Genomic DNA, 21,702 nt, shown 5'->3' with positions numbered 1-21,702 from the left:
CCGGGGGGCGGGGGGAAGAAGGGAGGCGGCGTTCCAGGGCCGCCGAAGCCGCCGGGCGGCGGAGGCCCGCCCGGACCACCCGGACCACCCGGGCCGCCGGGACCGGGCCCGCCCGGGCCCGCTGGCGGCGGCGGAGGCGGCCAGGAGGCACCGCCCGGGGATTCCCAGCCCGGGGGAGGCGGAGGGTTACTCATCCGGTCACGTCCTTCCAGGTCAAAGTGACCCCATGCAAACCTAGTGTGCAGCAAAAGCATGACATTGTGATCCTCCGGGGTGGAGGTACGACGCCACACTCCTCGATGCTGGTCGGGAGGTACTGGATGAGACGCACGCGAGGAGGATCTGGTGCATAACTATTTCGACACATATGCCGTCGTGGTCGTGCTGCTCCTCGCCGGCGCGGGGGTCGTCGCCGGCGCGCTCGCCGCGAACCGGCTGCTGCGTCCGCACCGGCCGACCGCCGAGAAACTGACGACGTACGAATGCGGCGTCGACCCCGTCGGCGAGGGCTGGGCCCACTCGTACGTCCGCTACTACGTCTTCGCCTACCTGTACGTGGTCTTCGCGGTGGACGCGGTGTTCCTCTTCCCCTGGGCGACGGTCTTCTCCGCGCCCGGCTACGGGGCGACGACGCTCGGCGAGATGTTCGTCTTCCTCGCGTTCCTGGCCGCCGGACTCGCATATGCGGGCAAGAAGGGCGTCCTGTCCTGGGTCTGAAGCCCCTGGCGCTGTAACAATGGCGTTGTGGGCACTATCGATCTACCGCCGCCGAGCGTGGGGCCGCTGTCGCGGCTGGCGCCCAAGCCGATCAAGTTCGTGCTCAACTGGGGCCGCCGCTATTCGCTGTGGGTCTTCAACTTCGGCCTGGCCTGCTGCGCCATCGAGTTCATAGCGACGTCGATGAGCAGGCACGACTTCATCCGGCTCGGCGTCATCCCCTTCGCGCCCGGCCCGCGGCAGGCAGACCTGATGGTCGTCTCCGGCACCGTCAGCGACAAGATGGCGCCCGCGGTGCGGCGGCTGTACGAGCAGATGCCCGAGCCGAAGTACGTGATCTCCTTCGGGGCCTGCTCCAACTGCGGCGGCCCGTACTGGGACTCCTACTGCGTGACCAAGGGCGTCGACCAGATCATCCCGGTGGACGTCTACGTGCCCGGCTGCCCGCCCCGTCCGGAGGCGCTGCTGCACGGCATCGTCCACCTGCAGGAGAAGATCGCGGCCGAGTCGCTCGGCGACCGGTACGGCGGCGGCGAGCCGCTCAGCCCGCCGCCCCCGCCGCGTCCGCTGACGGGGACGGTGCTGCGCCGCCCGCTGAAGCCGCCGCCCCCGCCGGACCTGCACGACACCTTCGAGCACTGGAGCACCCAGGCCGAGGAGGCCGCCCCGGGCGAGGGCGCCGCCGACGAGACCATGCCGGTCCGGCACCTCGGGGACGCCGAAGTCCAGGCCGAGACGCCCGCCGCCGAGCCCGAACCGGAGGTGGAACGCGCCGCGCCGCCCGCCCGGCCGGGCGACACGACGCAACCCGTCCACGTGGTTCCGGACGACCAGGCCACACCCCCCGCCCGGCCGGATGACAGGACGCTGCCCGTGCCGCCTGTGGAGGGTGGAGAGGCCGCGCCGCCGGTTCGGCCGGACGACAGGACGTTGCCCGTGCCGCCCGTGGAGGATGAGGCTTCGTCGCACGACCCGTCGATCATCCCCGGTCTGGCCGACGACGAGCACGACGACCAGATCGGACGGGACCGGTGAGCGCCGGGCTCGCGGAGGCCTGGGCGGGGCGGTTCGGCGACGAGATCTCGGCCGAGGAGACGTTCGGCGGCCTGGCCGTCGGGGTGCCCCCGGAGCACTGGATCGACGCGCTGACCTTCGCCCGCGACGACCTGTCCTGCGGATTCTTCGACTGGCTGACCGGCGTGGACGAGGCGGCGGAGGGCTTCGCGGTCGTCGTCCACGTGTACTCGCTGGAGCGCCGCCACCATCTGCTGATCCGCACCCGCGTCCCGAAGCGGGCGCCCGTACTGCCGACGGCCACGGGCGTGTACCGGGGCGCCGCGTGGCACGAGCGGGAGACGGCGGAGATGTTCGGGATCCTGTTCGAGGGCCATCCGAACCTCGTCCCGCTGCTCCTGCCGGAGGGCTTCCAGGGCCATCCGCTGCGCAAGGACTTCGTGCTCGCCGCCCGCGTCGCCAAGCCGTGGCCGGGCGCCAAGGAACCGGGCGAATCGGGGCACGGCGCCCCGAGCCGCCGCCGCGTCCGGCCGCCGGGTGTGCCTGACGAAGGTCCTTGGGCGGCCGCGGCGGAGCGCCGGCGGCCCCCGGAAGGGCAGGGCCGCGATGCTTGAGGTCGTCGGCAAGCTGGTCCTGGTCGCCGCCGCGTTCGCGCTGCTGCCGCTGCTGGTGGGGCAGGCCGAGCACAAGGTCATGGCGCACATGCAGGGCCGGCTCGGCCCGATGTACGCGGGCGGCTTCCACGGCTGGGCGCAGCTCGTCGCCGACGGGGTCAAGTTCGCGCAGAAGGAGGACGTGGTCCCGCGCGACGCCGACCGGTGGGTGTTCAAGCTGGCGCCAGGCGTGGCGATCGTCCCGTATCTGCTGGTCCTGCTCGTGATCCCGGTCGGGCCGGGCGGGCAGGTCGCGCTCGACCTCGGTCCCGGGGTCTTCTTCGCGCTCGCCGTGATGGGCGTCGGCGTGATCGGCGCGATCATGGCGGGCTGGGCGAGCGCGAACAAGTACTCGCTGCTCGGCGGGATGCGGGTCGCGGCGCAGCTGATGTCGTACGAGCTGCCGATGGTGTTCGCGGCGTCGTCGGTGGCGATGGCGGCGGGGACGCTGTCGCTGCAGGGCGTCGTCGAGGAGTGGCGCTGGTGGTGGCTGCCGTGGCAGGCGGTCGGCGGCGTGGTGTTCTTCGTCGCGGGGCTGGCGGAGCTGCGCCGCCCGCCGTTCGACATGCCGGTCGCCGACTCGGAGATCATCTTCGGCCCGTACACCGAGTACGGCGGGCTGCGGTTCGCGCTGTTCATCCTGGCCGAGTACGCCGGGATCGTGGTGCTGTGCGGGCTGACGACCGTCCTGTTCCTGGGCGGCTGGAAGGGCCCGTTCCTGAACACGGAGCTGGGCTGGCTCTGGACGCTGCTCAAGGGCGGCGTGCTGGCGTTCTGCGTGATCTGGCTGCGGGTCAGCTACCCGCGCATGCGCGAAGACCAGCTGCAGAAGCTCGCCTGGGCGTGGCTCGTCCCGCTGTCGCTCGCCCAGCTGGCGCTGACGGGCGTCCTCAAGGTCGCCGCCTGATCCTCACGTGAGGAAGATCGTGTACTCGGCCAGCTGCGGGAGGACGTCCGGCGGGAGGTCGGCGTCCACCGCCATCTCCTCGGCGGACAGGAACCCGCCGGTCTCCTCGCGGCGGCGGACGATCCGGTCGGCGAACTCCGGTGTCATGCCGGGCAGCGCTTCGAGGATCGCCCGGGGGACGTGGTTGACGTCCACGAGCCCGCCGTCGTCGTAGGTGCGCGGCACGTCGGGGCGGCCGATCCGCAGCTCGCGGGCGAGCGCCGGGTCCTCGGCGGCGAGCGCGCGCGCCTCGTCCCGCAGCGTCCGGCGGTACTTGGCGACCTCGACGGCGTGCTCGTTGGCCCGGTTGCGCGGGATCCCGCGGGGGAAGACCGACGACCGGACGGCGAACGCGTGCCCCGTGCCCGCGATCCACAGCAGGACGCCGATGAACGTGCCGAGGACCGCGAAGACCGGATCGCCCGACTGCACCATGGTCACGACGGCGGCGGTGCCGGCGCCGTAGCCGACGGCGGTGGCCCCGAGCCCCCACGATCCGCGCCGGAGGGCGGCGTAGAGGAACGAGAACGGCGTCCCGTAGCCGAGGGTGATGAACGGTACGAACGCCCACAGGATGCCCCGGGCCACCTCTGGGGCCGGCCCGAGGACGGGCGGCGGGCCGGGAGGCTGCGGCGGTGCCGGCGGGCTCGGATACGGGGACCGCCAGCCGGGCGGCGCGGGCGGGCGCCGTGTGGGCCGCCTGCGGTCGGACGCCGGGCGAGAGCGGTGACCGGGCCCCGGCTCATAAGGGCGGTCCGCGTGATGACCCACTTGCCCTCCTTGCCCGCAAACCGGCCTACTAGCTCATGGCCTACACCCGTTTGGACGAACGTGGAACCCACCGCGTTCCCCCCAGGCTCATCGTGCGCAATCATGGGGCGCGTGGGACGGCTACCAGGAGGCGGGCTGGCCAAGGGGCTGGCGGTCACGTTGCGGACGATGACGCGGCGCTCGATAACACGTCAGTATCCGGAAGTGCAACCCGACCTGCCGCCGCGCAGCCGGGGCGTCATCGCGCTTTTCGAGGAGAACTGCACGGTGTGCATGCTGTGCGCGCGCGAGTGCCCCGACTGGTGCATCTACATCGACTCGCACAAGGAGACCCTTCCGGCGGAGGGCGGCGGACGTGCCCGGACCCGCAACGTCCTCGACCGGTTCGCGATCGACTTCGCGCTGTGCATGTACTGCGGGATCTGCATCGAGGTGTGCCCGTTCGACGCGCTGTTCTGGTCGCCCGAGTTCGAGTACGCCGAGTACGACATCGCGGAGCTGACGCACGAGAAGGAACGGCTGCGGGAGTGGATGTGGACCGTCCCGCCGCCGCAGGCCCACGACCCGTCCGCCGAGCCGCCGAAGGAAGTGGGCGCGGCGGAGAAGGCCGCCGCGCGGGCCGCCCGCCGGCCCCCGGGGGCGGGAGCATGAGCGGGGCGAACCGGACGAAGCGTCACGGGGAGCGCCCATGAGCGGCCAGGAGATCGTGTTCGCGCTGCTGGGCGTGGTGGCGGTCGGGTCCGCGATCCTGGTGGTGACGACGCGGCAGCTCGTCCACGCGGCGCTGTGGCTGGTGGTGTCGTTCGGCGCGCTCGCGGGCGGCTACCTCGTCCTGACGGCGGAGTTCGTCGCCTGGGTGCAGGTCCTCATCTATGTAGGCGCCATCGTCGTGCTGCTGCTCTTCGGGATCATGCTGACGCGGGCGCCGATCGGGGAGTCCGCCGACCTGGACTCCGGGAACCGGTGGGTCGCGCTGGCCGTCGCGGTCGCCACCGCCGCCGTCCTGGTCACGCTGATGGTCATCGGGTTCCGCGACGAGCGGATGCCGCTGCACGCGGGCGGCGGGTCGGCGGACGAACTGGGCGCGAGCGTGTTCCGGACGTGGGTGCTGCCGTTCGAGGTCCTGTCGGTGCTGCTGCTGGCCTCGCTGGTCGGCGCGATCGTCCTGTCGCGGTCGGACATCGGGGCGCGCCCGGAGACCGGGGCGCGGGCGGACGAGGAGGGCGACGTCTGATGCATCTCGCCTACCCCACGGTCGTCGCCGCCCTGCTGTTCTCCGTCGGCGTGTACGGGGTGCTGGCACGGCGCAACGCGATCCTCGTGCTGATGTCGGTCGAGCTGATGCTGAACGCGGTGAACCTCAACCTCGTCACGTTCGACGTCTGGTACCGGGACCGTCTGCACGGCGGACAGGTCCTCACGCTGTTCACTATCGTGATCGCGGCGGCGGAGGTCGGGCTCGGGCTGGCGATCGTCCTGCTGGTGTTCCGCAACCGGCAGATGATCGAAGTGGACCGGCTGCGCGCGCTCTCCGAGGACTCCGGCCCCTCCGGGGAGTCTGAGGCGGAGGCAGGAAACCGGCCGGAGCCGGTCGAGGAGGCCGCGCCGTGATCTGGCTCTCGTCCCTGGTCGCTCTCCTGCCGTTCCTCGCCGCGTTCGCCGGGATGCTGTTCGGCCCGTCCCTCACGCGGGCCCTGGGCGGCTCCGGGGGCTCGCCGCTGCGGAACGGGCGGGCACTGACCGCCTGCGCGCCGGTCGCGGTGTCGCTCGTCCTCTCGGCGGTCGTCGCGTTCGCCGTGTGGCGCGACCCCGGCGAACGCACGGGCACCCTGACGCTGGTCGACACCGGGTCGGTACCGATCCGGGTCGGGCTGCAGGTGGACGGACTGGCCGCGGTCGTCGGGCTCATGGTCTGCTGCGTGGCGCTGGCCGTCCAGGTGTACTCGGTCGCGTACATGAAGGACGACCGGCGGTACTCGTCCTACGCCGCGTTCATCTCGCTGTTCACGTCCGCGATGCTGCTCGTCGTCTACGCCGGCGACCTCCTCGTCCTGTACGCGGGCTGGGAGGTCATGGGCATCTGCTCGTACTTCCTGATCGGCCACCACTGGGAGGACCGGGCCAACTCGCGGGCGGCGGTCAAGGCGTTCCTCGTCACGCGGCTCGGCGACGTCGGCTTCCTGATCGGCGTGATCGTCCTCGGCGTGGGCGCCGGGACGTTCCAGATCGACCAGGTGATCCGGGCGGCCGGCGACCTCCCGCACTCGACGGTGACGGCGGCCGCGCTGCTGCTGCTCGCCGGGGTCGCGGGCAAGAGCGCGCAGTTCCCGCTGCACACCTGGCTGCCGGACGCGATGGCGGGCCCCACCCCGATCAGCGCCCTCATCCACGCGGCGACGATGGTCGCGGCGGGTATCTACGTCGTCGCGCGGCTGTACGGGGTGTTCCTCGCGGCCCCGTCCGCGCTCGCCGTGCTGGGCATCGTCGCCGTGCTCTCCATGGTCGGTTCGGCGTGCGCGGCCCTCGCACAGGACGACCTGAAACGCGTCCTGGCGTACTCGACGATCAGCCAGCTCGCCGTGATGGCCGCGGGCCTGGCGGTCGGCGCGAAGTCGGCGGCGATCTTCCACCTGCTGACGCACGCCGCGTTCAAGGCGCTGCTGTTCCTCGCGGCCGGCTGCGTGATCGTGACGGCCGGGTCGAACATGCTCGCCCGCTACGGCGGCCTGCGGCGCGGAATGCCCATCACGTTCTGGTCGATGACGGTCGGCTTCGCCGCCCTCGCGGGCGTCCCGCCGTTCAGCGGATGGTTCAGCAAGGACGCCGTCATCGAAGCCGCCCAGCACGCGGCCACGCACGGCGGCGAGGTCGAAGCGGGCGGCTGGTTCGCGTACGCGCCCCTCAGCGAAACCTCGCAGGGGCTCGTGAAGGTCACGTCCGGCGGGGACGTCGTCCAGGCTGACCTGCCGGGTGGCGTCGCGTGGCTGGTCTATCTCGGGTTGCTGCTCACGGTCGTGCTGACGGCGGCCTACGCCATGCGGGCCTGGCTGATGACGTTCTTCGGCGAGAGGCGCGGGACGTACGAAGTGCGCGATCCGTCGAGAATCATGTCGTGGACGGTCGCGGCGCTGGCCGTCCCCGCCGCGATCCTGGGCTTCTTCGGGCTCGGCGCTCCCGAACTACGTCCGCAGCCGGGAGCCTCCGTGCTGAGCGTGGTGCTGCTCGCTCTGGGGGCGGGTGGGGCGTTTCTCGTCTGGAACCGCGACCCGGCGCTGGATCCTGCGCGCGCTCTTGGGCCGGTCCGTCCTGCATTTGCGAGGGCCTTCTTCGTGGACGAGCTGTATGCGGTGGCGATCGTCCGGCCCGTCCAGGCTCTGGCGCGCCACGTCGTCCTCTTCGACCGGGGACGGGTGGACGCCGCCGTCGTCGGGACCGGACGGGGCGCGCGGCGGCTCGCCGGCCTGGTCAGAATCGTCCAGAACGGTAATCCGCAGACGTATCTCACCGGCCTGCTCGCCGGTGTCGTCGTCATCGTGGCCGCGGTGGTGATCTTCCAGTGATCTTCGTGCTGATGATGGCGATCCCGCTGTCCGGGGCGCTGGCGATGCTCGTCCCGGCGAACCGGTTCCTGCGCACCGGTTTCGCCGTCCGCGCCTTCGGGACGGCCGTGTCCGCCGCGACCCTGCTGGTCGCGATCTCGGCGATGACGGCGTTCGACTTCGACGAGACCTCGCGTATGCAGTTGGAGGTCGACCGGGCGTGGGCGCCGGCGATCGGCCTGCGCTTCCACCTCGGCGTGGACGGGATCTCGCTGCCGCTGGTCGTGCTGACCGCCCTGCTGACGTTCCTGTGCTTCCTCTACACGCTGAAGCACCCGCCCGAGGGCGGCAGGATCCGGCTGCTCACCGCGCTCCTGTTCGTCCTGGAGATCGGGATGATCGGCACGTTCGTCGCGCTCGACCTCGTGCTGTTCTTCGTGTTCTTCGAGACCGTCCTGGTCCCCATGTACGTGGTGATCATGCTGTGGGGCGGAGCGGGCCGCCGCGCCGCCGCCTACAAGTTCATCCTCTACACCCTCCTCGGGTCGGGGCTCCTGCTGGCCGGGATGCTGCTCGTCGGCGCCAAGGCGGGCACGCTCGACATGACCGACCTGGCCGCCCGGCACGGGTCCGGTCTGTCGCACGGCATCCAGATCACGGCGTTCGCCCTCATGGGGATCGGATTCGCGGTCAAGGCACCGATGTGGCCGCTCCACACGTGGCTGCCCGACGCGCACACGGAGGCGCCGACGGTCGGATCCGTCCTGCTGGCCGGGGTTCTGCTGAAGATGGGCACGTACGGGCTGGTCCGCGTCGCCCTGCCCCTGGCACCCGACGGAGCACGGTTCTGGGCGCCCTGGCTCGGGCTGCTCGCCGTCATCGGGATCGTCTACGGCGCGCTCGCCTGCCTCGCCCAAAGCGACCTGAAACGGATGATCGCCTACTCGTCCGTCGGGCACATGGGCTTCGTCCTGCTCGGCATCGCGACCCTCACCCCGGTCGGCATCAACGCGGCGCTGTTCGGCAACATCGCGCACGGCCTCATCACCAGCCTGCTGTTCTTCCTCGCCGGATCGGTCAAGGAACGCTGGGGCACCGGCGACATGAACGCGATCGGCGGCGGCATGCTCGGCACGTCCCCGCGGCTGGCCTCGATCCTGACGTTCGCGTCCGTCGCCTCGCTCGGGCTGCCGGGCCTCGCCGGATTCTGGGGCGAGGTGCTGGCCCTCGTCGGCGCCTACCGCCCGCACGCAGACCTGCCGCGCGAGACGTTCGTCACGTTCATGGCCGTCGCCGCGCTCGGCACGGTGCTGACCGCCGCCTACTTCCTGCGGATGCTCGCCAAGCTCACCCACGGGCCGTCCGACGGCGTCGCCGTCCCGCGCGGCCCGGTCGCGGCCGTCTCCCTGCAGGAGTACGCCGCCTGGACGCCGCTGATCGCGCTGACGCTGCTGGTCGGTCTCTGGCCGAAGACCCTGCTGGACGTGACCACGGGCCCGGTCCGCGCCCTGTTCGGAGGCGGCTGATGATCCAGGACATCGACTACGCGGCGATCGCGCCGCCGCTGATCCTCGCCGTCGCCGCGATCGGGCTGCTGCTCGCGGACGCCTTCGACGTGCCTCGCCGCGTCCTGTCCCTGCTGTCCGGCGGGTCCCTCGCCGCCGCGCTGATCGCCGTGATCGCGCTGTCCGCCGGCGATCGCCGCGCCACGTTCTGCCTGCCGGACGGCCTGCGGCACGGCGGCCCCCGCTCCTGCTCCTACGTCGCGGACGACTTCACGCTGCTGTTCCAGGGGATCGTCCTCGGCGCCGCCGTGATCGTCGTCCTGCTGTCCCTCCGGGAGATCACCGACTCCAGGATGCCGGCGGGGGAGTACCACTTCCTGCTGCTCGCCGCCGTCATCGGCGCGCTGGCGCTGGTCGCCGCCCGCGACCTCGTCCTGCTCGTCGTCGCGCTGGAGACGCTGTCGCTGCCGGTGTTCGCGCTGGCCGCGCTCCGCCGCTACGACGGCACGGCGTCCGAGGCCGCCCTGAAACTGTTCCTCGTCTCGGTGATCTCCACCGCGATCATGCTGTTCGGGATCAGCCTCGTGTACGGCGCCACCGGCGCCATGCACCTGGACCGGATCGCGCCCGCCCTCTCCCGGCTGCCGTCCGAGCTGGACCCGATCGCGGCGGTCGGGTCGGTGCTCGTCCTCGCCGGGTTCGCGTTCAAGGTCGCCGCCGTCCCGTTCCACTTCTGGGCGCCGGACGTCTACCAGGGCTCCCCGCTGCCCGTCGCCGCGTTCCTCTCCGTCGTGTCGAAGGCCGCCGGGTTCGCGGGGCTCGCGATCGTCCTCGCGCTCGGCCTGCCCGCGTACGGGCACGTGTGGGGGCCGGTCATCGCGGTGCTCGCCGCGCTCACCATGACGCTCGGGAACCTCGCCGCGCTCCGGCAGCGGACCGCGATCCGGCTGCTGGCCTGGTCGTCGGTCGCCCAGTCCGGCTACATGCTCGCGCCGCTCGCGGTCGGCTCGCACCGGCTCCCCGAGGCCGTCGCCGCCACCACCGCCTACGTCGCGTTCTACGCCGTCATGAACATCGGCGCGTTCGCCGTCGTGATCGGCTTCCGCCGCCGCGATCTGGACGACTACCGCGGCCTCGCCCGCCGCAGTCCCGCCGTCGCCACCGCCCTCGCCTTCTTCCTGATCTGCCTCGCCGGGCTGCCGCCGGGCGTCATGGGGCTGTTCGCCAAGGTCGTGGTGTTCCGCGCCACCGTCGCCGGCGGCGTCACGTGGCTGGCCGTCGTGATGGCGGTCAACACGGTGATCGGGCTGTACTACTACCTCGCGTGGGCCGTCCGGCTGTTCACCCCGTCCACCGCCGACGAAGAGCACGAGGCCGTACCCGGGATGGGCGTCCGCGCTGCGATCACCGCGGCCGCGGCCGGTGCGATCGTGCTGTCGGTGGCGCCCCAGATCGTCCTGCAGACGGTCGTACAGGCCTCTTAGGCGGGAACGTTCACCCAGGTCAACCCGTTGATATTGATGGCGGAAATTCGACGGGGAGGCGGGCGGAAGTGCGGTTCAACGGCGTCAAGACGGCAGCACTGATCGCCGCGCTGTCGGCTTTGATGCTCGTCGCCGGATGGGCGTTCGGCGGCACCATGGGGCTGACCATCGCGCTGGTCATCGCGCTGGGGACCAACGGCATCGCGTACTGCTTCAGCGACCGGATCGCGCTGCGCTCCATGCGCGCCCACCCGGTCGGCGAGGTCGAGGCGCCGAGGCTGTACCGGCTCGTCCGGGAGCTGGCGACCTCCGCGCACCAGCCGATGCCGCGCCTCTACGTCTCGGAGACCCGCCAGCCCAACGCCTTCGCGACCGGACGCAACCCGCGCAACGCCGCCGTCTGCTGCACCCGCGGCATCCTCCAGATCCTGGACGAGCGGGAACTGCGCGCCGTCCTCGGGCACGAGCTGTCCCACGTCTACAACCGCGACATCCTGATCTCGTCCGTCGCCGCCGCCATCGCCACCGTGATCACCTACCTGTCGCACCTGGCGATCTTCCTGCCGTTCGGACGGTCCGAGGACGACGACGGCCCCGGCGTCCTCGGCGCGCTGCTGATGCTCGTCCTCGGCCCGGTCGCCGCCGCCGTCGTGCAGATGGCGATCAGCCGGACCCGCGAGTTCTCCGCCGACGCGGCCGGCGCCCGCCTCACCGGCGACCCGCTCGCGCTGGCGTCCGCCCTCCGGAAGATCGACGCCGGTACCCGCGCGATGCCGCTGCCGCAGGACCCCGAACTCGCCACCACCAGCGCCCTGATGATCGCCAACCCGTTCTCCGGCGCCGGGATCGGCAGGCTGTTCTCCACCCACCCCCCGACGGCCGACCGGATCGCCCGCCTGGAACGCATGGCCGGCCGCCGCTAGAACCTGGACGAATTCGACCGAACCACTCAGGGCGCTGCCGCGTCATAACACACGAGAGCGCGCCGGCCACTTCTGCGGGGGATGGGGCCGGCGCGCTCCCTGTATGCGGCTACCGGTAGTTCACGAACTGCAGCGCCACATCGAGGTCCTTGCCCTTCAGCAGCGCGATGACGTCCTGAAGATCGTCCTTCTTCTTCGAGCTCACCCGCAGCTCGTCCCCCTGGATCTGGGCCTTGATGCCCTTCGGCCCCTCATCCCGGATGATCTTCCCGATCTTCTTCGCGTCCTCCTGCGCGATGCCCTCCTTCAGGCCCACGCCCAGCTTGTGCACCTTCCCGGACAGCTTCGGCTCCCCCGGGTCGATCGCCTTCAGCGAGATGCCCCGCTTGACGAGCTTGTCCTTCAACACGTCCAGCACCGCGTTCGCCCGCTCCTCGGTGTTCGCCTGGATCTCGATCGACTCCCCCGACCACTTGATCCCGGCGTCCACGTTCCGGAAGTCGAACCGGTTCGCCACCTCCTTGGCGGCCTGGTTCAACGCGTTGTCGACCTCCTGCCGGTCGAGCTTGCTGACGATGTCAAAAGAGCTGTCGGCCATCGCACACACATCCCCTCAGCAGCACCTTCGCGACCCAGAGAGCGTATCGACTCCCCGCGATCAAGCCCACGCCCGCACGTCCCGCCTCGATGTCACACCCACTCCCACCGTCCGCTATTCTTTCCAGTGCCGTCGCGCAAGCGACACCACGGCGGGTTGCCCGAGTGGCCAATGGGAGCGGACTGTAAATCCGTCGGCTTAGCCTACGCAGGTTCGAACCCTGCACCCGCCACCACCACGTAGAACGGCCCCTGACCAGCTAGAACGCTGTCAGGGGCCGTTCTCGTTGTTCCCGGTAGCTCCCCACTCCTACCGGCCATTGCCGGGTGTTCACGGAACAGTCACGGAACACGGCCGGGGCGTCCGAGCGCCCTCTAGTCGACGTCCTCGACCGCGTTGTCGCCCGGACCCGTGTGAGGAGGCACCTTCGGCTTCCACTGCGAGCAGTAGGTGTGGAGCGAGTCGAAACGCCCGGTGTAGGCCGCGTACAGCGTGGCGTTCCGCACGCGGAGGATGTTCTCGTCCTGCTGGCGCAGTGCCTGGACGGTGAGGTTGTGGCTGCCCACGTACAGGCCGGACGACTTGCCCTTACTGATCTGCATGAACTTCTCGTGCATCCACGAGATGTTGTTCACCGGCCCGCAGTACCTGACGCCGCCCTCGATGTAGGAGCTGTACGCGAGCTTGTTGACCGCCGCGTAGATCAGCTCCGCCCCACCGTCCTCATAGGCGATGTCCCCGGTGAGCACTCGGACCGTACAGCCGCGCTTCCCAGCATCGATGAGCGCGTTGGCCACCGCCATCCGGGCGACCCTGACGTTCGCCACGTTGATGACGTCGTCGCTGGCACTGCGCGAGCACCTCGCCGCCTTCACGTCCGCCACGACCGGATCGTTGGACGCACTCGTGCGCGCTTTCCCGGCGGCCTCCCTCCGAGGGAACGTGTAGACCTGATACTTCCCGCCGGACGGCTTGTACACGTGACTCGATCCGTAGTTGTCGAGCCGCCCCGACCTGTTCGCGAGACGGTACATGTCGTCGAAATATCTGCTGTAGAACCTGTACAGCCCGGCGTCCCGCACCGTGATGGTACTTTCGTACGAGGTCCACTCGTGCAGATTGGCGGACGCCACGTAAACGACGTTCCGCGCGACGCCTCCCCCCTTCTTCGCGACCTTGTCGATCGTCATGAACTTGTTGTGCATGCGCGAGTAGTTGTCGCCGACCTTCCGGTTGGCGGCGCATCCGCGAGTGGATATGTAGCGCCCGCTCTGCTTCGGGAACCCGCCGGCGCCGTCCGTGACCCGCTGCCCGCACGTCCGCACCGCATCGGGCGAGTCGGCGAACGCCGCCGTCAGCTCCTGGTACTGCGGCATGCCGATCTCGCTGCCGTTGATGACGACCCTGACCTTGACGCCCCGCCCCTTCGCCCTGCTGAGAGAGGTCACGATCTTGCTCTGGCTGAAGTAGTACAGCGGGAGCCGGATCTTCGCCCCGCTCGGCGCGGCGTCGATGAGGGCCTTGGCGTGATCGGAGATCACCGTGTTGTCGTCCTCGGTGAACTTCACATAGTCGTCCACCTGATCGAGAGCGATGGGAATCGCCTCATTCGGCGGATCGGCGTGCACCGGACCGGCCGGGAGCGCGGCACTCGCGAAAGCGAGCGCACTGAGAGCGACGGGCACCTTGAGGGGGAGCTTGCGGGACATCTTCAGCCTTCCGGTAGGGATCTGAGCCTCGCTGTTGGATGCCTTCTGACCGATGTCACATCCGCTGTCTTGCCAATGAGGCTAAAAACCCTCCGAACCCTCAACTAGGGCCCTAGGACCCTAGGACCGCACAGCGGGGACCCCAACCCGAACACCTCACGCCCAAACACCAGCGCTGCCACTGAGCCATCTGGCACAGGACGGCCAGAACGCCTCCGCGCAGCTCACCGGTGTCGATGATTTCGCCGGCCCCCTCCGGTCGTCCTGGCGGGCATCGCACTCCTAGCTAGTCGCCGTCCTTGAGAGCGTCCTCGATACGGCCGTTCCACATGTGCTCGTGGCCGTCGATGCACCCGGCGTAGACCCGTAGCAGCACGTCGACGCCGTGCCCAGCGCGGCGGGCGACCTCCGGCGCCGGGACGCCGGCGTTCAGGGCGAGCGTGACGCCGCTATGGCGGAGGTCGTAGGGCCGCCCGGCCAGGGGAGAGGCCACCTGTGTGGGTGTGAGCGCCATGCCGCGGGCGAGCTGCCAGACGCGCCCGTACACGCTCTCTGAGAGCGGCCCACCACGCCCACCAGAGAACAGCCGACCGTCCGGCGCCGTCCGCGCGCACGGATCTCCTCGCTGCGGGTCGACCGGAACTTCAACGAGAGCGGCATGGTCAAGGTGCGGGACGAGCGGCTCTCGGTGGCGGTGGCCGCGCAGACGAACGTGGTCGTGGAGCTGCGGGAGCCGATGGAGATCGTCCGGCCGCTCGGCGGGCGTTCCGTGGTCCGGACGATCCGGTTCTTCGCCGACGAGCCCGGGGCCGTCACCCTGAACGCCGTCCCGTCCGGCGGATGAACAGGCACGCGACTCCGGCGGCGGCGGTGACGACGGCGGTCATCAGCCAGGCGGTGTCGTAGTCGCCGTCGCCGTCCCGTCCGAGGACGGCGATCAGTGCGGCGACGCCGATGACGGTGCCGACCTGCCGCGCCATGGTGACGACCGCGGACCCGGTGGAGAAGTTCGCCGGCGGCAGCGCCGCCACGGCCGCGCCGATCAGCGTGGGCAGCGTCAGCCCGACCCCGACGCCGGTCAGCAGCATGCCGGGCAGCATCCCGGCCGCGTAGCCGTCCGCCATCCGCCACGCCCACCAGCCGATGCCGGCGGCGAACACCGCGCAGCCGGCCGCCGCGAGCGGGCCCGCGCCGGCGCGGCGGGCGAGCGGCGCGCCGCCGACCGCCAGCGCGGGCACCATGAGCGGGCCGGGCGTGATGGCGAGGCCGGTGCGCAGCGCGGACCATTCCCAGACGTCCTGGCACCAGAGCACGCAGGACAGCAGCATCGCGGCGAACGCCACCGCGAACAGCACGTTGGCGAGGGACGCGGGGCTGAACGCGGGGACGCGGAACAGCCCCAGCGGCAGGACGGGCGACGGGTGCCGCGCCGAGCGCAGCAGGAACCAGGCGACGAGGACGGCGGCGGCGAGAAGCGCGCCGGTGACCTCGATTCCGCTCCAGCTCTCGGTCTTGACGACACCGAGCGCGAGGGCGGCGATGCCCGCGGTGAGCAGGGCCGCGCCGAGCAGGTCGGGCCGCCCGGCGTCGCGGCGCGCCGCCGTGCCGGGCAGCAGCCTGCGGCCCGCGATCAGGGCGGCGGCGCCGACGGGCACGTTGACGAGGAAGATCCACCGCCAGTCGAGTTGGGTGAGCAGCCCGCCGGCGACGGGGCCGAGGGCGGCGGCGAGGCCGCTGATGGCGGTCCAGCCGCGCACCGCGGACACCCGTCGCTCGGGCGGCGCGGCGGCCAGCAGCAGGCCGAGCGAGGACGGGATGAGCATCGCCCCGCCCGCCGCCTGCACCACCCGGGCTCCGACGAGCCACCACACGCCCGGCGCGAGCGCGCAGCCCACGGAGGCGAGCGTGAACACGGCGATGCCGAGCAGGTAGGCGCGCTTCGCCCCGGCACGGTCGGCCAGGCCCCCGGCGGGCACCAGCAGCGCGGCGAAGACCACGGCGTAGGCGTTGAGGATCCACGACAGCGATGCCAGGGACGCCCCGGCGAAGTGGCCGCCGATCTGGGGCAGCGCCACGTTGACGATGAACACGTCGAGATTGGACATCGCCACCCCGGCCGCGACGATCGCGAAGACGGCCCCGAAGCGCGCGGCCGTCCCCTGCCCGGACGTCTGCTCTGCCGCCCGCGTTCCCGAACTGCCCACGGCCCCTCCAGGACTCGGCCCAGTGGCACGGGACGCTAGCAACATAGAGTTGGAAAACACAACTCACAAGCTCAACGAGGCGATGGCGGGACTCGGCCGTCCGCCCGGCAGGCAGATCGAAACCTCGGCGTGGTAGGACAAAACGCATGTCGCCGACGGTGCTGCCCAGGGGTGCGGCCATCGACCTGCCCGCAGCCGAGAGATGGACGGTCGCCGCCTGCTGGAACCGGCACGCGCTCTGCGAAGTGGACGTGGTGGCGTTCGCCCTGTGTGAGAACGGCCGCGTCTCCCGCGACGAGGACTTCGTCTTCTACGGCGCGGCCGAGACGCCCGACGGGACGGTGCGCCTGGCGGCGCGGGGCCCCACCGAGCAGGCGATCGTCATCGACCTGACCGCGCTTCCCGAGGCCGTCCGCACGGTGACGATCGCGGCGGCGATCGACGGGACCGTGACGTTCGGCGACCTCGGGCCCGTCCGGCTTTCCGCCGGACCCGGCGACGGAGAACCGGCGCACGCGCAGGCGACCCTCGACAACGGGACCACGGAGCGGACGATGCTGGTCGCCGAGGTCTACCGCCGCGGCCCGCGATGGCGGCTGCGCGTCGTCGGCCAGGGCTACGACTTCGGACTGGCCGGGCTGGCGCGCGGATTCGGCGTTGATGTCGAGGGATAGGCGGATTTACTCCGGGACGGCGGGTGCGGGTTTTGGTCTAGCGGTCCCGCGCGGGGCGACCGACGGGGTAGACCTGCATCCGTGCAGGTGAGTTATGTGAGCGAGGCGACGCCGGGGCGGCCGAACGAGGACTTCGTGGCGGCCGGGCCCGGGTGGGTCGTGCTGCTGGACGGCGCGACGGCGCCGCAAGGGGTGGACAGCGGGTGCCGGCACGATCCGGCGTGGCTGGTGCGCAGGCTCGGCGGGCGGATCGCGGCGCTGCTGGCGCTGGAGGACGGCAAACCGCTGCCCGATCTGGTCGCCGAGGCGATCAAGGTCACCGGGGAGGCGCACACCGGGACGTGCGATCTGCGGAATCCGGACAGCCCGTCCGCGACCGTGTCACTGCTGCGGCGCCGCGACGAGGTCGTGGAGTGGTTCGTCCTCGCCGACTCCCCGATCGTGGTGGACGTCGGCGAGGTCAGGGTCTTCCGGGACGACAGGGTCGATCATCTGCCGAGCTACACCCTGGAGGGCGTCCGGGCGTCGCGGAACAGCCCCGGCGGGTTCTGGGTGGCCAGCACGAAACCGGAGGCCGCGTACGAGGGGCTGACCGGTGAGGTGCCGGTCGCGGGGCTGCGCCGGGCGGCGGTGCTGAGCGACGGCGCGTCCAGGCTCGTGGAGCGGTTCGGGCGCATGGACTGGGACGACCTGCTCCGCCTCCTGGACGAGGAGGGCCCGCGGGAACTCGTCAGGAGGACCAGAGCCGCGGAGGCGTCGGCGACCAAGGCGAGAGGGAAGCAGTACGACGACGCCACCGCGGTCTTCGTGCGCTTCTAGCGCGTCGGAGCCGTGATGTGCGGCCACCAATCGCCGAGGTCCTCGGGCAGGTGCATTCCCTCGACGCGCATCATGGCGGGCATCATCGGGAAGCGCCGCCCGGCCGGGAACGTCCGCTCGTAGGACGGCGGGTCGAGCACGACGACGCGGGTGCCGTTCACCACCGGGATGTCGGCGGGGACGCCCTCGTTCCAGATCATCTCGCCGTGAGTGTCCACGAGGTTCCACGGGCTGGAGATGATCGGCCGCCCGTCCGGGACGTCGGCGTTCAGGAAGCAGGCGATGATCTCCGGGGCGGGACGGTCGCCGGTCAGCCCGCCGGGACGCCCGATGAGCGCGCCCGCGAGCAGGACGTGCAGCTGGAAGTTGTCGCCGATCCCGCCGATCGTGACCGTCCAGCCCTTGCGGCTCGCGCGGTCGAGGACGAGGAGGCGCTCGCCGTCCAGGACGCGCAGCAGCGCCTGGTAGTGGTTCATCTGCCCGAGGTGCTCGCCGGCCTTCCCGGCGGTGAAGGCGAGGAAGTCGCGCTCGGAGAGGCCCGCCCGCACCGACGGCGCCATCTGCAGGACGGTGCACCCGGCCATCGCGAACTGCGGCAGCGCGAACCACGACATCATCGCGGTCACGGTGCCGTCCCCCAGGTGGGGCTCGACGGTGTCGAAGACCTGCTGGGACGGCTGCTCCTCCTGCATGTCGGGCGGCGGCTTGCCGCCGGTCGCGGCCTCCCACGCGTTGCCGAACGCCAGGGCCGCGGCGGTGACGTCGGTGATGCGGTCGACGACGGCCGCGCCGACGGGGGCGGGGTCGGCGCCGTTCTCGATCCAGGCGCCGGTGACGATGGCGAGCCAGCCGCCGAGGTTCGGCGGCGCCTCGGCGACGCCCTCGGCGAGGCGGGGCAGTGCGGCGTCCATCTCGGCGGGGGAGGCCGCCTGGGACGCCTGCATGAGCTGGGGCAGGAGGTCGCTGAAGGACTGGTCCTCGACCACCGCGGCCCGGACGATCTGGTCGACGAGTTGCTGAAGCGCCATGGTCGATCACCCTGGCACAACGGCCGGGACGGAAGGGAATCCGCCCCATCATTCTGGAATTTGGTTCTAGAATGGGCGCCATGGAGCCCCAGGATTTCGCCGACGTGCTCAAGGCCGTCCGCAGCTTCGTCCGCGAGCAGGTCGTCCCCCGTGAGGAGGAGATCGAGGAGACCGACGCGATCCCGGAGCCGCTGCGCCGAACGTCCCGGGACATGGGGCTCTTCGGGTACGCGCTGCCCGAGCAGTACGGCGGGCTCGGCCTGTCGCTGGGGGAGGAGGTCCGCCTCGTCTTCGAGCTCGGCTACGCCAGCCCCGCGTTCCGCTCCATGTTCGGCACCAGCAACGGCATCGCCGGGCAGGTCCTGGTGAACTCCGGGACGGACGCGCAGAAGGACGCATGGCTGCCGAGGCTCGCGTCCGGCGAGGTCATCGGGGCGTTCGCGCTCACCGAGGCCGAGGCCGGCTCCGACCCCAGCACGCTGTCCACGACCGCGGCCCGCGACGGCGACGACTATGTCATCGACGGCGCCAAGCGGTTCATCACCAACGCCCCCGAGGCCGACGTCTTCATGGTCTTCGCCAGGACGGGCGGCGCCGGCTCCCGCGGCATCTCCACGTTCCTCGTCGAGAAGGGCACGGACGGCCTCAAGGTCGGCCCGTCCGACCAGAAGATGGGGCAGCGCGGCGCCCACACGGCCGAGGTCTTCTTCGATGGTGTGCGCGTCCCCGCGGACGCCATGGTCGGGACGGAGGGAACGGGGTTCCGCACCGCCATGGCGTCGCTCGCCCATGGACGCCTCAGCATCGCCGCCGTCTGCGTGGGCCTCGCCCAGAGGATCCTGGACGAGACCGTCGCCTACGCGAAAGAACGCAGCCAGGGCGGTAAGACGATCGGCGAGTACCAGCTCGTCCAAGGGCTCATCGCCGACTCGCAGACGGAGGTGTACGCCGGACGCTCGATGGTCCTGGAAGCCGCCCGCGCCTACGACGCCGGTGAGGACACCAAGCAAGGCCCGTCCTGCGCCAAGTACTTCTGCTCCGAGATGGTCGGACGCGTCGCCGACCGCGCCGTCCAGGTCTACGGCGGCATGGGCTACATGCGCGGCGTCGCCGTCGAACGCTTCTACCGCGACGTCCGGCTCTTCCGCATCTACGAGGGGACGAGCCAGATCCAGCAGCTCGTCATCGCCCGCAACCTGCTGCGCTGACCAGCGCGGACACCGGCGAGGGAATCCGGTTCGCAACACCCGCCCGGGCCGTGTATGGTTTCACTGCGCGAACGACGCAGGCCCCTTTAGCTCAGTCGGCAGAGCGTCTCCATGGTAAGGAGAAGGTCTACGGTTCGATTCCGTAAAGGGGCTCACGGCATTCTGGCCGCCATCCGGCACTCTCGGACGGCGGCCTTCGTCGTTTCCGGTGCCGACCGCCCCGATTCGCTCCGTACCGGGGCCTGTGGTACCGTCCCACCGGTTCCAGCAGGACGTTTCGCAGCTCATCGGTGCACCCGGTAACCTGGGAGACGGTCCCGCGGAGCCCGCGAGACCGATTCCCCGAACCTCACCCGGGTTTTCGCGTTTCCAGGGCTCGGTGAGCATCCGGTATCCTTGCAATCCGGTCCACACCGACCACCACGGCGGGGTAGCTCAGTCAGGCAGAGCAAGCGGCTCATAATCGCTGTGTCGCCGGTTCAAGTCCGGCCCTCGCTACTACCCATGTCTCTCATCCCCGGTCCCGGGGGTGAGCAGGCCTGGGTCGAATCGCCGGCCGTCCACCGGGGCGGCCGAGATCCGAAGATCCATGTCCCTTACCAAGAAAGGCACTCCATCGTGGCTGCCACCGACGTCCGGCCGAAGATCACGCTGGCCTGCCAGGAGTGCAAGCACCGCAACTACATCACGCGGAAGAACCGGCGCAACGACCCGGACCGCCTTGAGATCAAGAAGTACTGCCCCAACTGCAGGACGCACCGTCCGCACCGGGAAACCCGATAGCGGAGTCCGCAGCACGGCGACTTCTTCGCACGCTTGCCCCGACCTGATCAGCCCGTCCTCGTCGATGAGACCCGCGAGGGCGGGCTGAACGTCGTTCTGTTACCGTCCGTCCGGAGAGACGAACCAGCGTGCCCGGGCGGGCACCCGGGCACCGTGCGGGCACCGGGGCCCCGTTCGGCCTGGAGGGACGGACTGCATGGCACTCAACCGTGATTTCATCGGGCGGAGCTTCCCGCCCAGCGACCCGTACGAGGTCACCCGGGGGAAGATCCGCGAGTTCGCGGACGCGATCGGCGACCGCAACCCGGTCTACCGCGACCAGGAGGCGGCCAAGGCGGCCGGGCACCCCGACGTCATCGCGCCGCCCACCTTCCCGATCGTCGTCTCCCTCGGCAACGCCGCCCTCGCCGACCCCGAGCTCGGGCTGAACTACGCGATGGTCGTCCACGGCGAGCAGCGGTTCGAGTACACCCGCCCCCTGCACGCCGGCGACGTCGTCACCTGCACCGCGACGATCACCGAGATCAAGTCGATCGGCGACAACGAGAAGATGTCGGTCGAGACCGACGTCAGGACGACCGAGGGCGAGCTGGTCTGCAAGTCCTACAACACGATCGTGGAGCGGGGGGCCTGATGACCGCCAAGGTGAAGTACGCCGACGTCGAGGTCGGCACCGAGATCCCCGCGCAGACGTACGCGATCGACCGCGCGAACCTCGTCATGTACGCGGGCGCGTCCGGCGACTTCAACCCGATCCACTGGCGCGAGTCCGTCGCCAAGGCCGTCGGCCTCCCGGACGTGATCGCGCACGGCATGTACACGATGGCGCAGGGCGGCCGGTTCGTCACCGACTGGGCCGGCGACCCGGGCGCCGTGGTGGACTACGGGGTACGGTTCTCCTCTCCGGTCGTCGTCCCCGACGAGGGCGGTGCGACGCTGGAGATCAGCGGCAAGGTGGAGGAGAAGCTCGACGACGGCAAGGTCGTCGTGGCGCTCACCGCCAGGTCCGAAGGACAGAAGGTCCTCACGCGCGCGAAGGCGGTCGTCAGGCTCGCCTGAGCGGAGCGGAACGGCGCACCGGCCGGGGCCGCCCCCGGCCGGGCACCGGACCTGCACGCCGGCGAGGG

At 70.9% G+C, this 21,702-nt stretch carries 24 protein-coding genes and 3 tRNA genes; 21 read left to right on the top strand and 6 right to left on the bottom strand.

The features are described 5' to 3' along the window. Positions 1 to 345 precede the first annotated feature (345 nt). Genes ACQPXG_RS42490 through ACQPXG_RS42475 form a run of 4 tightly spaced genes read left to right on the top strand, consistent with a single transcriptional unit; the run spans position 346 to position 3,291 of the window. Positions 346 to 717 carry an NADH-quinone oxidoreductase subunit A gene (locus tag ACQPXG_RS42490; protein ID WP_433464796.1) on the top strand — a complete coding sequence of 124 codons (372 nt, stop codon included), beginning with the start codon at positions 346 to 348 and terminating at the stop codon, positions 715 to 717. A 27-nt stretch (positions 718 to 744) separates the two neighbouring features. Next, positions 745 to 1,752, top strand: a complete 1,008-nt coding sequence (gene nuoB / locus ACQPXG_RS42485) for an NADH-quinone oxidoreductase subunit NuoB (RefSeq protein ID WP_433464795.1) — start codon at positions 745 to 747, stop codon at positions 1,750 to 1,752. Next, the gene (locus ACQPXG_RS42480; RefSeq protein WP_433464794.1) at positions 1,749 to 2,345 is read left to right on the top strand and encodes an NADH-quinone oxidoreductase subunit C; all 597 of its coding nucleotides are present in this window, start codon (positions 1,749 to 1,751) and stop codon (positions 2,343 to 2,345) included. Before nuoB ends, ACQPXG_RS42480 begins: the two co-directional genes overlap by 4 nt. Next, positions 2,338 to 3,291, top strand: a complete 954-nt coding sequence (locus ACQPXG_RS42475; protein ID WP_433464793.1) for a complex I subunit 1/NuoH family protein — start codon at positions 2,338 to 2,340, stop codon at positions 3,289 to 3,291. Before ACQPXG_RS42480 ends, ACQPXG_RS42475 begins: the two co-directional genes overlap by 8 nt. Before the next feature lie 3 nt (positions 3,292 to 3,294). Here ACQPXG_RS42475 and ACQPXG_RS42470 read toward each other — a convergent pair whose 3' ends face one another. Next, positions 3,295 to 4,101 (bottom strand): ComEA family DNA-binding protein, encoded by an 807-nt coding sequence (locus ACQPXG_RS42470; protein WP_433464792.1) that lies wholly within the window; start codon positions 4,099 to 4,101, stop codon positions 3,295 to 3,297. 102 nt (positions 4,102 to 4,203) lie between these two features. Here ACQPXG_RS42470 and ACQPXG_RS42465 point away from each other — a divergent pair, with 102 nt between their 5' ends. The 7 genes from ACQPXG_RS42465 (at position 4,204) to htpX (ending at position 11,552) form a co-directional block, all read left to right on the top strand. Next, positions 4,204 to 4,752, top strand: coding sequence for a NuoI/complex I 23 kDa subunit family protein (locus ACQPXG_RS42465; RefSeq protein WP_433464791.1), 549 nt, complete (start codon positions 4,204 to 4,206; stop codon positions 4,750 to 4,752). Between the two features lie 37 nt (positions 4,753 to 4,789). Continuing rightward, positions 4,790 to 5,335: an NADH-quinone oxidoreductase subunit J family protein gene (locus ACQPXG_RS42460; protein WP_433464790.1), complete on the top strand. Its 546-nt coding sequence runs from the start codon at positions 4,790 to 4,792 to the stop codon at positions 5,333 to 5,335. After that, positions 5,335 to 5,712, top strand: coding sequence for an NADH-quinone oxidoreductase subunit NuoK (gene nuoK, locus ACQPXG_RS42455; protein WP_433464789.1), 378 nt, complete (start codon positions 5,335 to 5,337; stop codon positions 5,710 to 5,712). The genes ACQPXG_RS42460 and nuoK overlap by 1 nt, the downstream gene beginning before the upstream one ends. Next, entirely contained in the window at positions 5,709 to 7,661 is a 1,953-nt protein-coding gene (locus tag ACQPXG_RS42450) for an NADH-quinone oxidoreductase subunit 5 family protein (protein ID WP_433464788.1), read from the top strand. Before nuoK ends, ACQPXG_RS42450 begins: the two co-directional genes overlap by 4 nt. Beyond that, positions 7,658 to 9,166 carry a complex I subunit 4 family protein gene (locus tag ACQPXG_RS42445; RefSeq protein ID WP_433464787.1) on the top strand — a complete coding sequence of 503 codons (1,509 nt, stop codon included), beginning with the start codon at positions 7,658 to 7,660 and terminating at the stop codon, positions 9,164 to 9,166. Before ACQPXG_RS42450 ends, ACQPXG_RS42445 begins: the two co-directional genes overlap by 4 nt. Next, positions 9,166 to 10,629: an NADH-quinone oxidoreductase subunit N gene (locus tag ACQPXG_RS42440; protein ID WP_433464786.1), complete on the top strand. Its 1,464-nt coding sequence runs from the start codon at positions 9,166 to 9,168 to the stop codon at positions 10,627 to 10,629. The genes ACQPXG_RS42445 and ACQPXG_RS42440 overlap by 1 nt, the downstream gene beginning before the upstream one ends. Positions 10,630 to 10,697: 68 nt before the next feature. Continuing rightward, the gene (gene htpX, locus ACQPXG_RS42435) at positions 10,698 to 11,552 is read left to right on the top strand and encodes a zinc metalloprotease HtpX (RefSeq protein WP_433464785.1); all 855 of its coding nucleotides are present in this window, start codon (positions 10,698 to 10,700) and stop codon (positions 11,550 to 11,552) included. Between the two features lie 109 nt (positions 11,553 to 11,661). Here htpX and ACQPXG_RS42430 read toward each other — a convergent pair whose 3' ends face one another. Beyond that, positions 11,662 to 12,150 (bottom strand): YajQ family cyclic di-GMP-binding protein, encoded by a 489-nt coding sequence (locus tag ACQPXG_RS42430; protein WP_433464784.1) that lies wholly within the window; start codon positions 12,148 to 12,150, stop codon positions 11,662 to 11,664. 150 nt (positions 12,151 to 12,300) lie between these two features. Here ACQPXG_RS42430 and ACQPXG_RS42425 point away from each other — a divergent pair. Continuing rightward, positions 12,301 to 12,385: transfer RNA gene (locus ACQPXG_RS42425), tRNA-Tyr, on the top strand. Positions 12,386 to 12,524: 139 nt separating this feature from the next. Here ACQPXG_RS42425 and ACQPXG_RS42420 read toward each other — a convergent pair. Both ACQPXG_RS42420 and ACQPXG_RS42415 read right to left on the bottom strand, forming a co-directional pair. After that, positions 12,525 to 13,859, bottom strand: a complete 1,335-nt coding sequence (locus ACQPXG_RS42420) for a phospholipase D-like domain-containing protein (RefSeq protein WP_433464783.1) — start codon at positions 13,857 to 13,859, stop codon at positions 12,525 to 12,527. 286 nt (positions 13,860 to 14,145) lie between these two features. Continuing rightward, positions 14,146 to 14,352, bottom strand: coding sequence for a hypothetical protein (locus ACQPXG_RS42415; protein ID WP_433464782.1), 207 nt, complete (start codon positions 14,350 to 14,352; stop codon positions 14,146 to 14,148). Positions 14,353 to 14,517: 165 nt separating this feature from the next. Between ACQPXG_RS42415 and ACQPXG_RS42410 the strand changes: the two genes are divergently transcribed. Beyond that, complete coding sequence (locus tag ACQPXG_RS42410; protein WP_433464781.1) at positions 14,518 to 14,703, top strand: hypothetical protein; 186 nt, start codon at positions 14,518 to 14,520, stop codon at positions 14,701 to 14,703. Here ACQPXG_RS42410 and ACQPXG_RS42405 read toward each other — a convergent pair. Continuing rightward, positions 14,672 to 16,063: an MFS transporter gene (locus ACQPXG_RS42405; RefSeq protein WP_433464780.1), complete on the bottom strand. Its 1,392-nt coding sequence runs from the start codon at positions 16,061 to 16,063 to the stop codon at positions 14,672 to 14,674. The genes ACQPXG_RS42410 and ACQPXG_RS42405 overlap by 32 nt on opposite strands. Positions 16,064 to 16,209: 146 nt before the next feature. On the opposite strand from ACQPXG_RS42405, the gene ACQPXG_RS42400 reads away from it, so the two are divergent. Both ACQPXG_RS42400 and ACQPXG_RS42395 read left to right on the top strand, forming a co-directional pair. Next, entirely contained in the window at positions 16,210 to 16,737 is a 528-nt protein-coding gene (locus ACQPXG_RS42400) for a TerD family protein (protein ID WP_433464779.1), read from the top strand. 96 nt (positions 16,738 to 16,833) lie between these two features. Further along, the gene (locus ACQPXG_RS42395; protein ID WP_433464778.1) at positions 16,834 to 17,556 is read left to right on the top strand and encodes a protein phosphatase 2C domain-containing protein; all 723 of its coding nucleotides are present in this window, start codon (positions 16,834 to 16,836) and stop codon (positions 17,554 to 17,556) included. On the opposite strand, the gene ACQPXG_RS42390 is transcribed toward ACQPXG_RS42395, so the two are convergent. Further along, on the bottom strand, positions 17,553 to 18,584 hold the full coding sequence (locus ACQPXG_RS42390; RefSeq protein WP_433464777.1) for a hypothetical protein: 1,032 nt from the start codon (positions 18,582 to 18,584) through the stop codon (positions 17,553 to 17,555). The two genes, ACQPXG_RS42395 and ACQPXG_RS42390, sit on opposite strands and share 4 nt — an antisense overlap. Positions 18,585 to 18,664: 80 nt before the next feature. Between ACQPXG_RS42390 and ACQPXG_RS42385 the strand changes: the two genes are divergently transcribed. The 6 genes from ACQPXG_RS42385 (at position 18,665) to ACQPXG_RS42360 (ending at position 21,634) form a co-directional block, all read left to right on the top strand. Then, entirely contained in the window at positions 18,665 to 19,792 is a 1,128-nt protein-coding gene (locus ACQPXG_RS42385) for an acyl-CoA dehydrogenase family protein (RefSeq protein WP_433464776.1), read from the top strand. Between the two features lie 80 nt (positions 19,793 to 19,872). Next, a tRNA-Thr gene (locus ACQPXG_RS42380) sits at positions 19,873 to 19,945 on the top strand. 271 nt (positions 19,946 to 20,216) lie between these two features. Then, positions 20,217 to 20,290 (top strand) — tRNA-Met (locus ACQPXG_RS42375). Positions 20,291 to 20,410: 120 nt separating this feature from the next. Next, complete coding sequence (gene rpmG, locus ACQPXG_RS42370; protein WP_026404241.1) at positions 20,411 to 20,575, top strand: 50S ribosomal protein L33; 165 nt, start codon at positions 20,411 to 20,413, stop codon at positions 20,573 to 20,575. A 196-nt stretch (positions 20,576 to 20,771) separates the two neighbouring features. Continuing rightward, the gene (locus ACQPXG_RS42365; protein ID WP_433464775.1) at positions 20,772 to 21,209 is read left to right on the top strand and encodes a MaoC family dehydratase N-terminal domain-containing protein; all 438 of its coding nucleotides are present in this window, start codon (positions 20,772 to 20,774) and stop codon (positions 21,207 to 21,209) included. Beyond that, positions 21,209 to 21,634, top strand: a complete 426-nt coding sequence (locus ACQPXG_RS42360) for a MaoC/PaaZ C-terminal domain-containing protein (RefSeq protein WP_433464774.1) — start codon at positions 21,209 to 21,211, stop codon at positions 21,632 to 21,634. Before ACQPXG_RS42365 ends, ACQPXG_RS42360 begins: the two co-directional genes overlap by 1 nt. The last annotated feature ends 68 nt before the right edge of the window (positions 21,635 to 21,702 follow it).

This window comes from Spirillospora sp. CA-128828 (assembly GCF_050945415.1).
In the GTDB taxonomy this organism is placed as follows: Bacteria; Actinomycetota; Actinomycetes; order Streptosporangiales; family Streptosporangiaceae; genus Spirillospora.
The sequence above is the reverse complement of the archived record's forward strand: the minus strand, read 5'-3'. Positions and strand labels throughout refer to the sequence as shown.

Bases quoted from the DNA above. Each gene is read 5' to 3' on its own strand.
- ACQPXG_RS42365 (WP_433464775.1), top strand. From the start codon at position 20,772: ATGGCACTCAACCGTGATTTCATCGGGCGGAGCTTCCCGCCCAGCGAC.
- ACQPXG_RS42385 (WP_433464776.1), top strand. From the start codon at position 18,665: ATGGAGCCCCAGGATTTCGCCGACGTGCTCAAGGCCGTCCGCAGCTTC.
- ACQPXG_RS42460 (WP_433464790.1), top strand. From the start codon at position 4,790: ATGAGCGGCCAGGAGATCGTGTTCGCGCTGCTGGGCGTGGTGGCGGTC.
- nuoK (WP_433464789.1), top strand. From the start codon at position 5,335: ATGCATCTCGCCTACCCCACGGTCGTCGCCGCCCTGCTGTTCTCCGTC.
- ACQPXG_RS42420 (WP_433464783.1), bottom strand. From the start codon at position 13,859: ATGTCCCGCAAGCTCCCCCTCAAGGTGCCCGTCGCTCTCAGTGCGCTC.
- ACQPXG_RS42410 (WP_433464781.1), top strand. From the start codon at position 14,518: ATGGTCAAGGTGCGGGACGAGCGGCTCTCGGTGGCGGTGGCCGCGCAG.
- ACQPXG_RS42440 (WP_433464786.1), top strand. From the start codon at position 9,166: ATGATCCAGGACATCGACTACGCGGCGATCGCGCCGCCGCTGATCCTC.
- ACQPXG_RS42465 (WP_433464791.1), top strand. From the start codon at position 4,204: ATGGGGCGCGTGGGACGGCTACCAGGAGGCGGGCTGGCCAAGGGGCTG.
- ACQPXG_RS42475 (WP_433464793.1), top strand. From the start codon at position 2,338: ATGCTTGAGGTCGTCGGCAAGCTGGTCCTGGTCGCCGCCGCGTTCGCG.
- ACQPXG_RS42360 (WP_433464774.1), top strand. From the start codon at position 21,209: ATGACCGCCAAGGTGAAGTACGCCGACGTCGAGGTCGGCACCGAGATC.
- ACQPXG_RS42390 (WP_433464777.1), bottom strand. From the start codon at position 18,584: ATGGCGCTTCAGCAACTCGTCGACCAGATCGTCCGGGCCGCGGTGGTC.
- ACQPXG_RS42430 (WP_433464784.1), bottom strand. From the start codon at position 12,150: ATGGCCGACAGCTCTTTTGACATCGTCAGCAAGCTCGACCGGCAGGAG.
- ACQPXG_RS42400 (WP_433464779.1), top strand. From the start codon at position 16,210: ATGTCGCCGACGGTGCTGCCCAGGGGTGCGGCCATCGACCTGCCCGCA.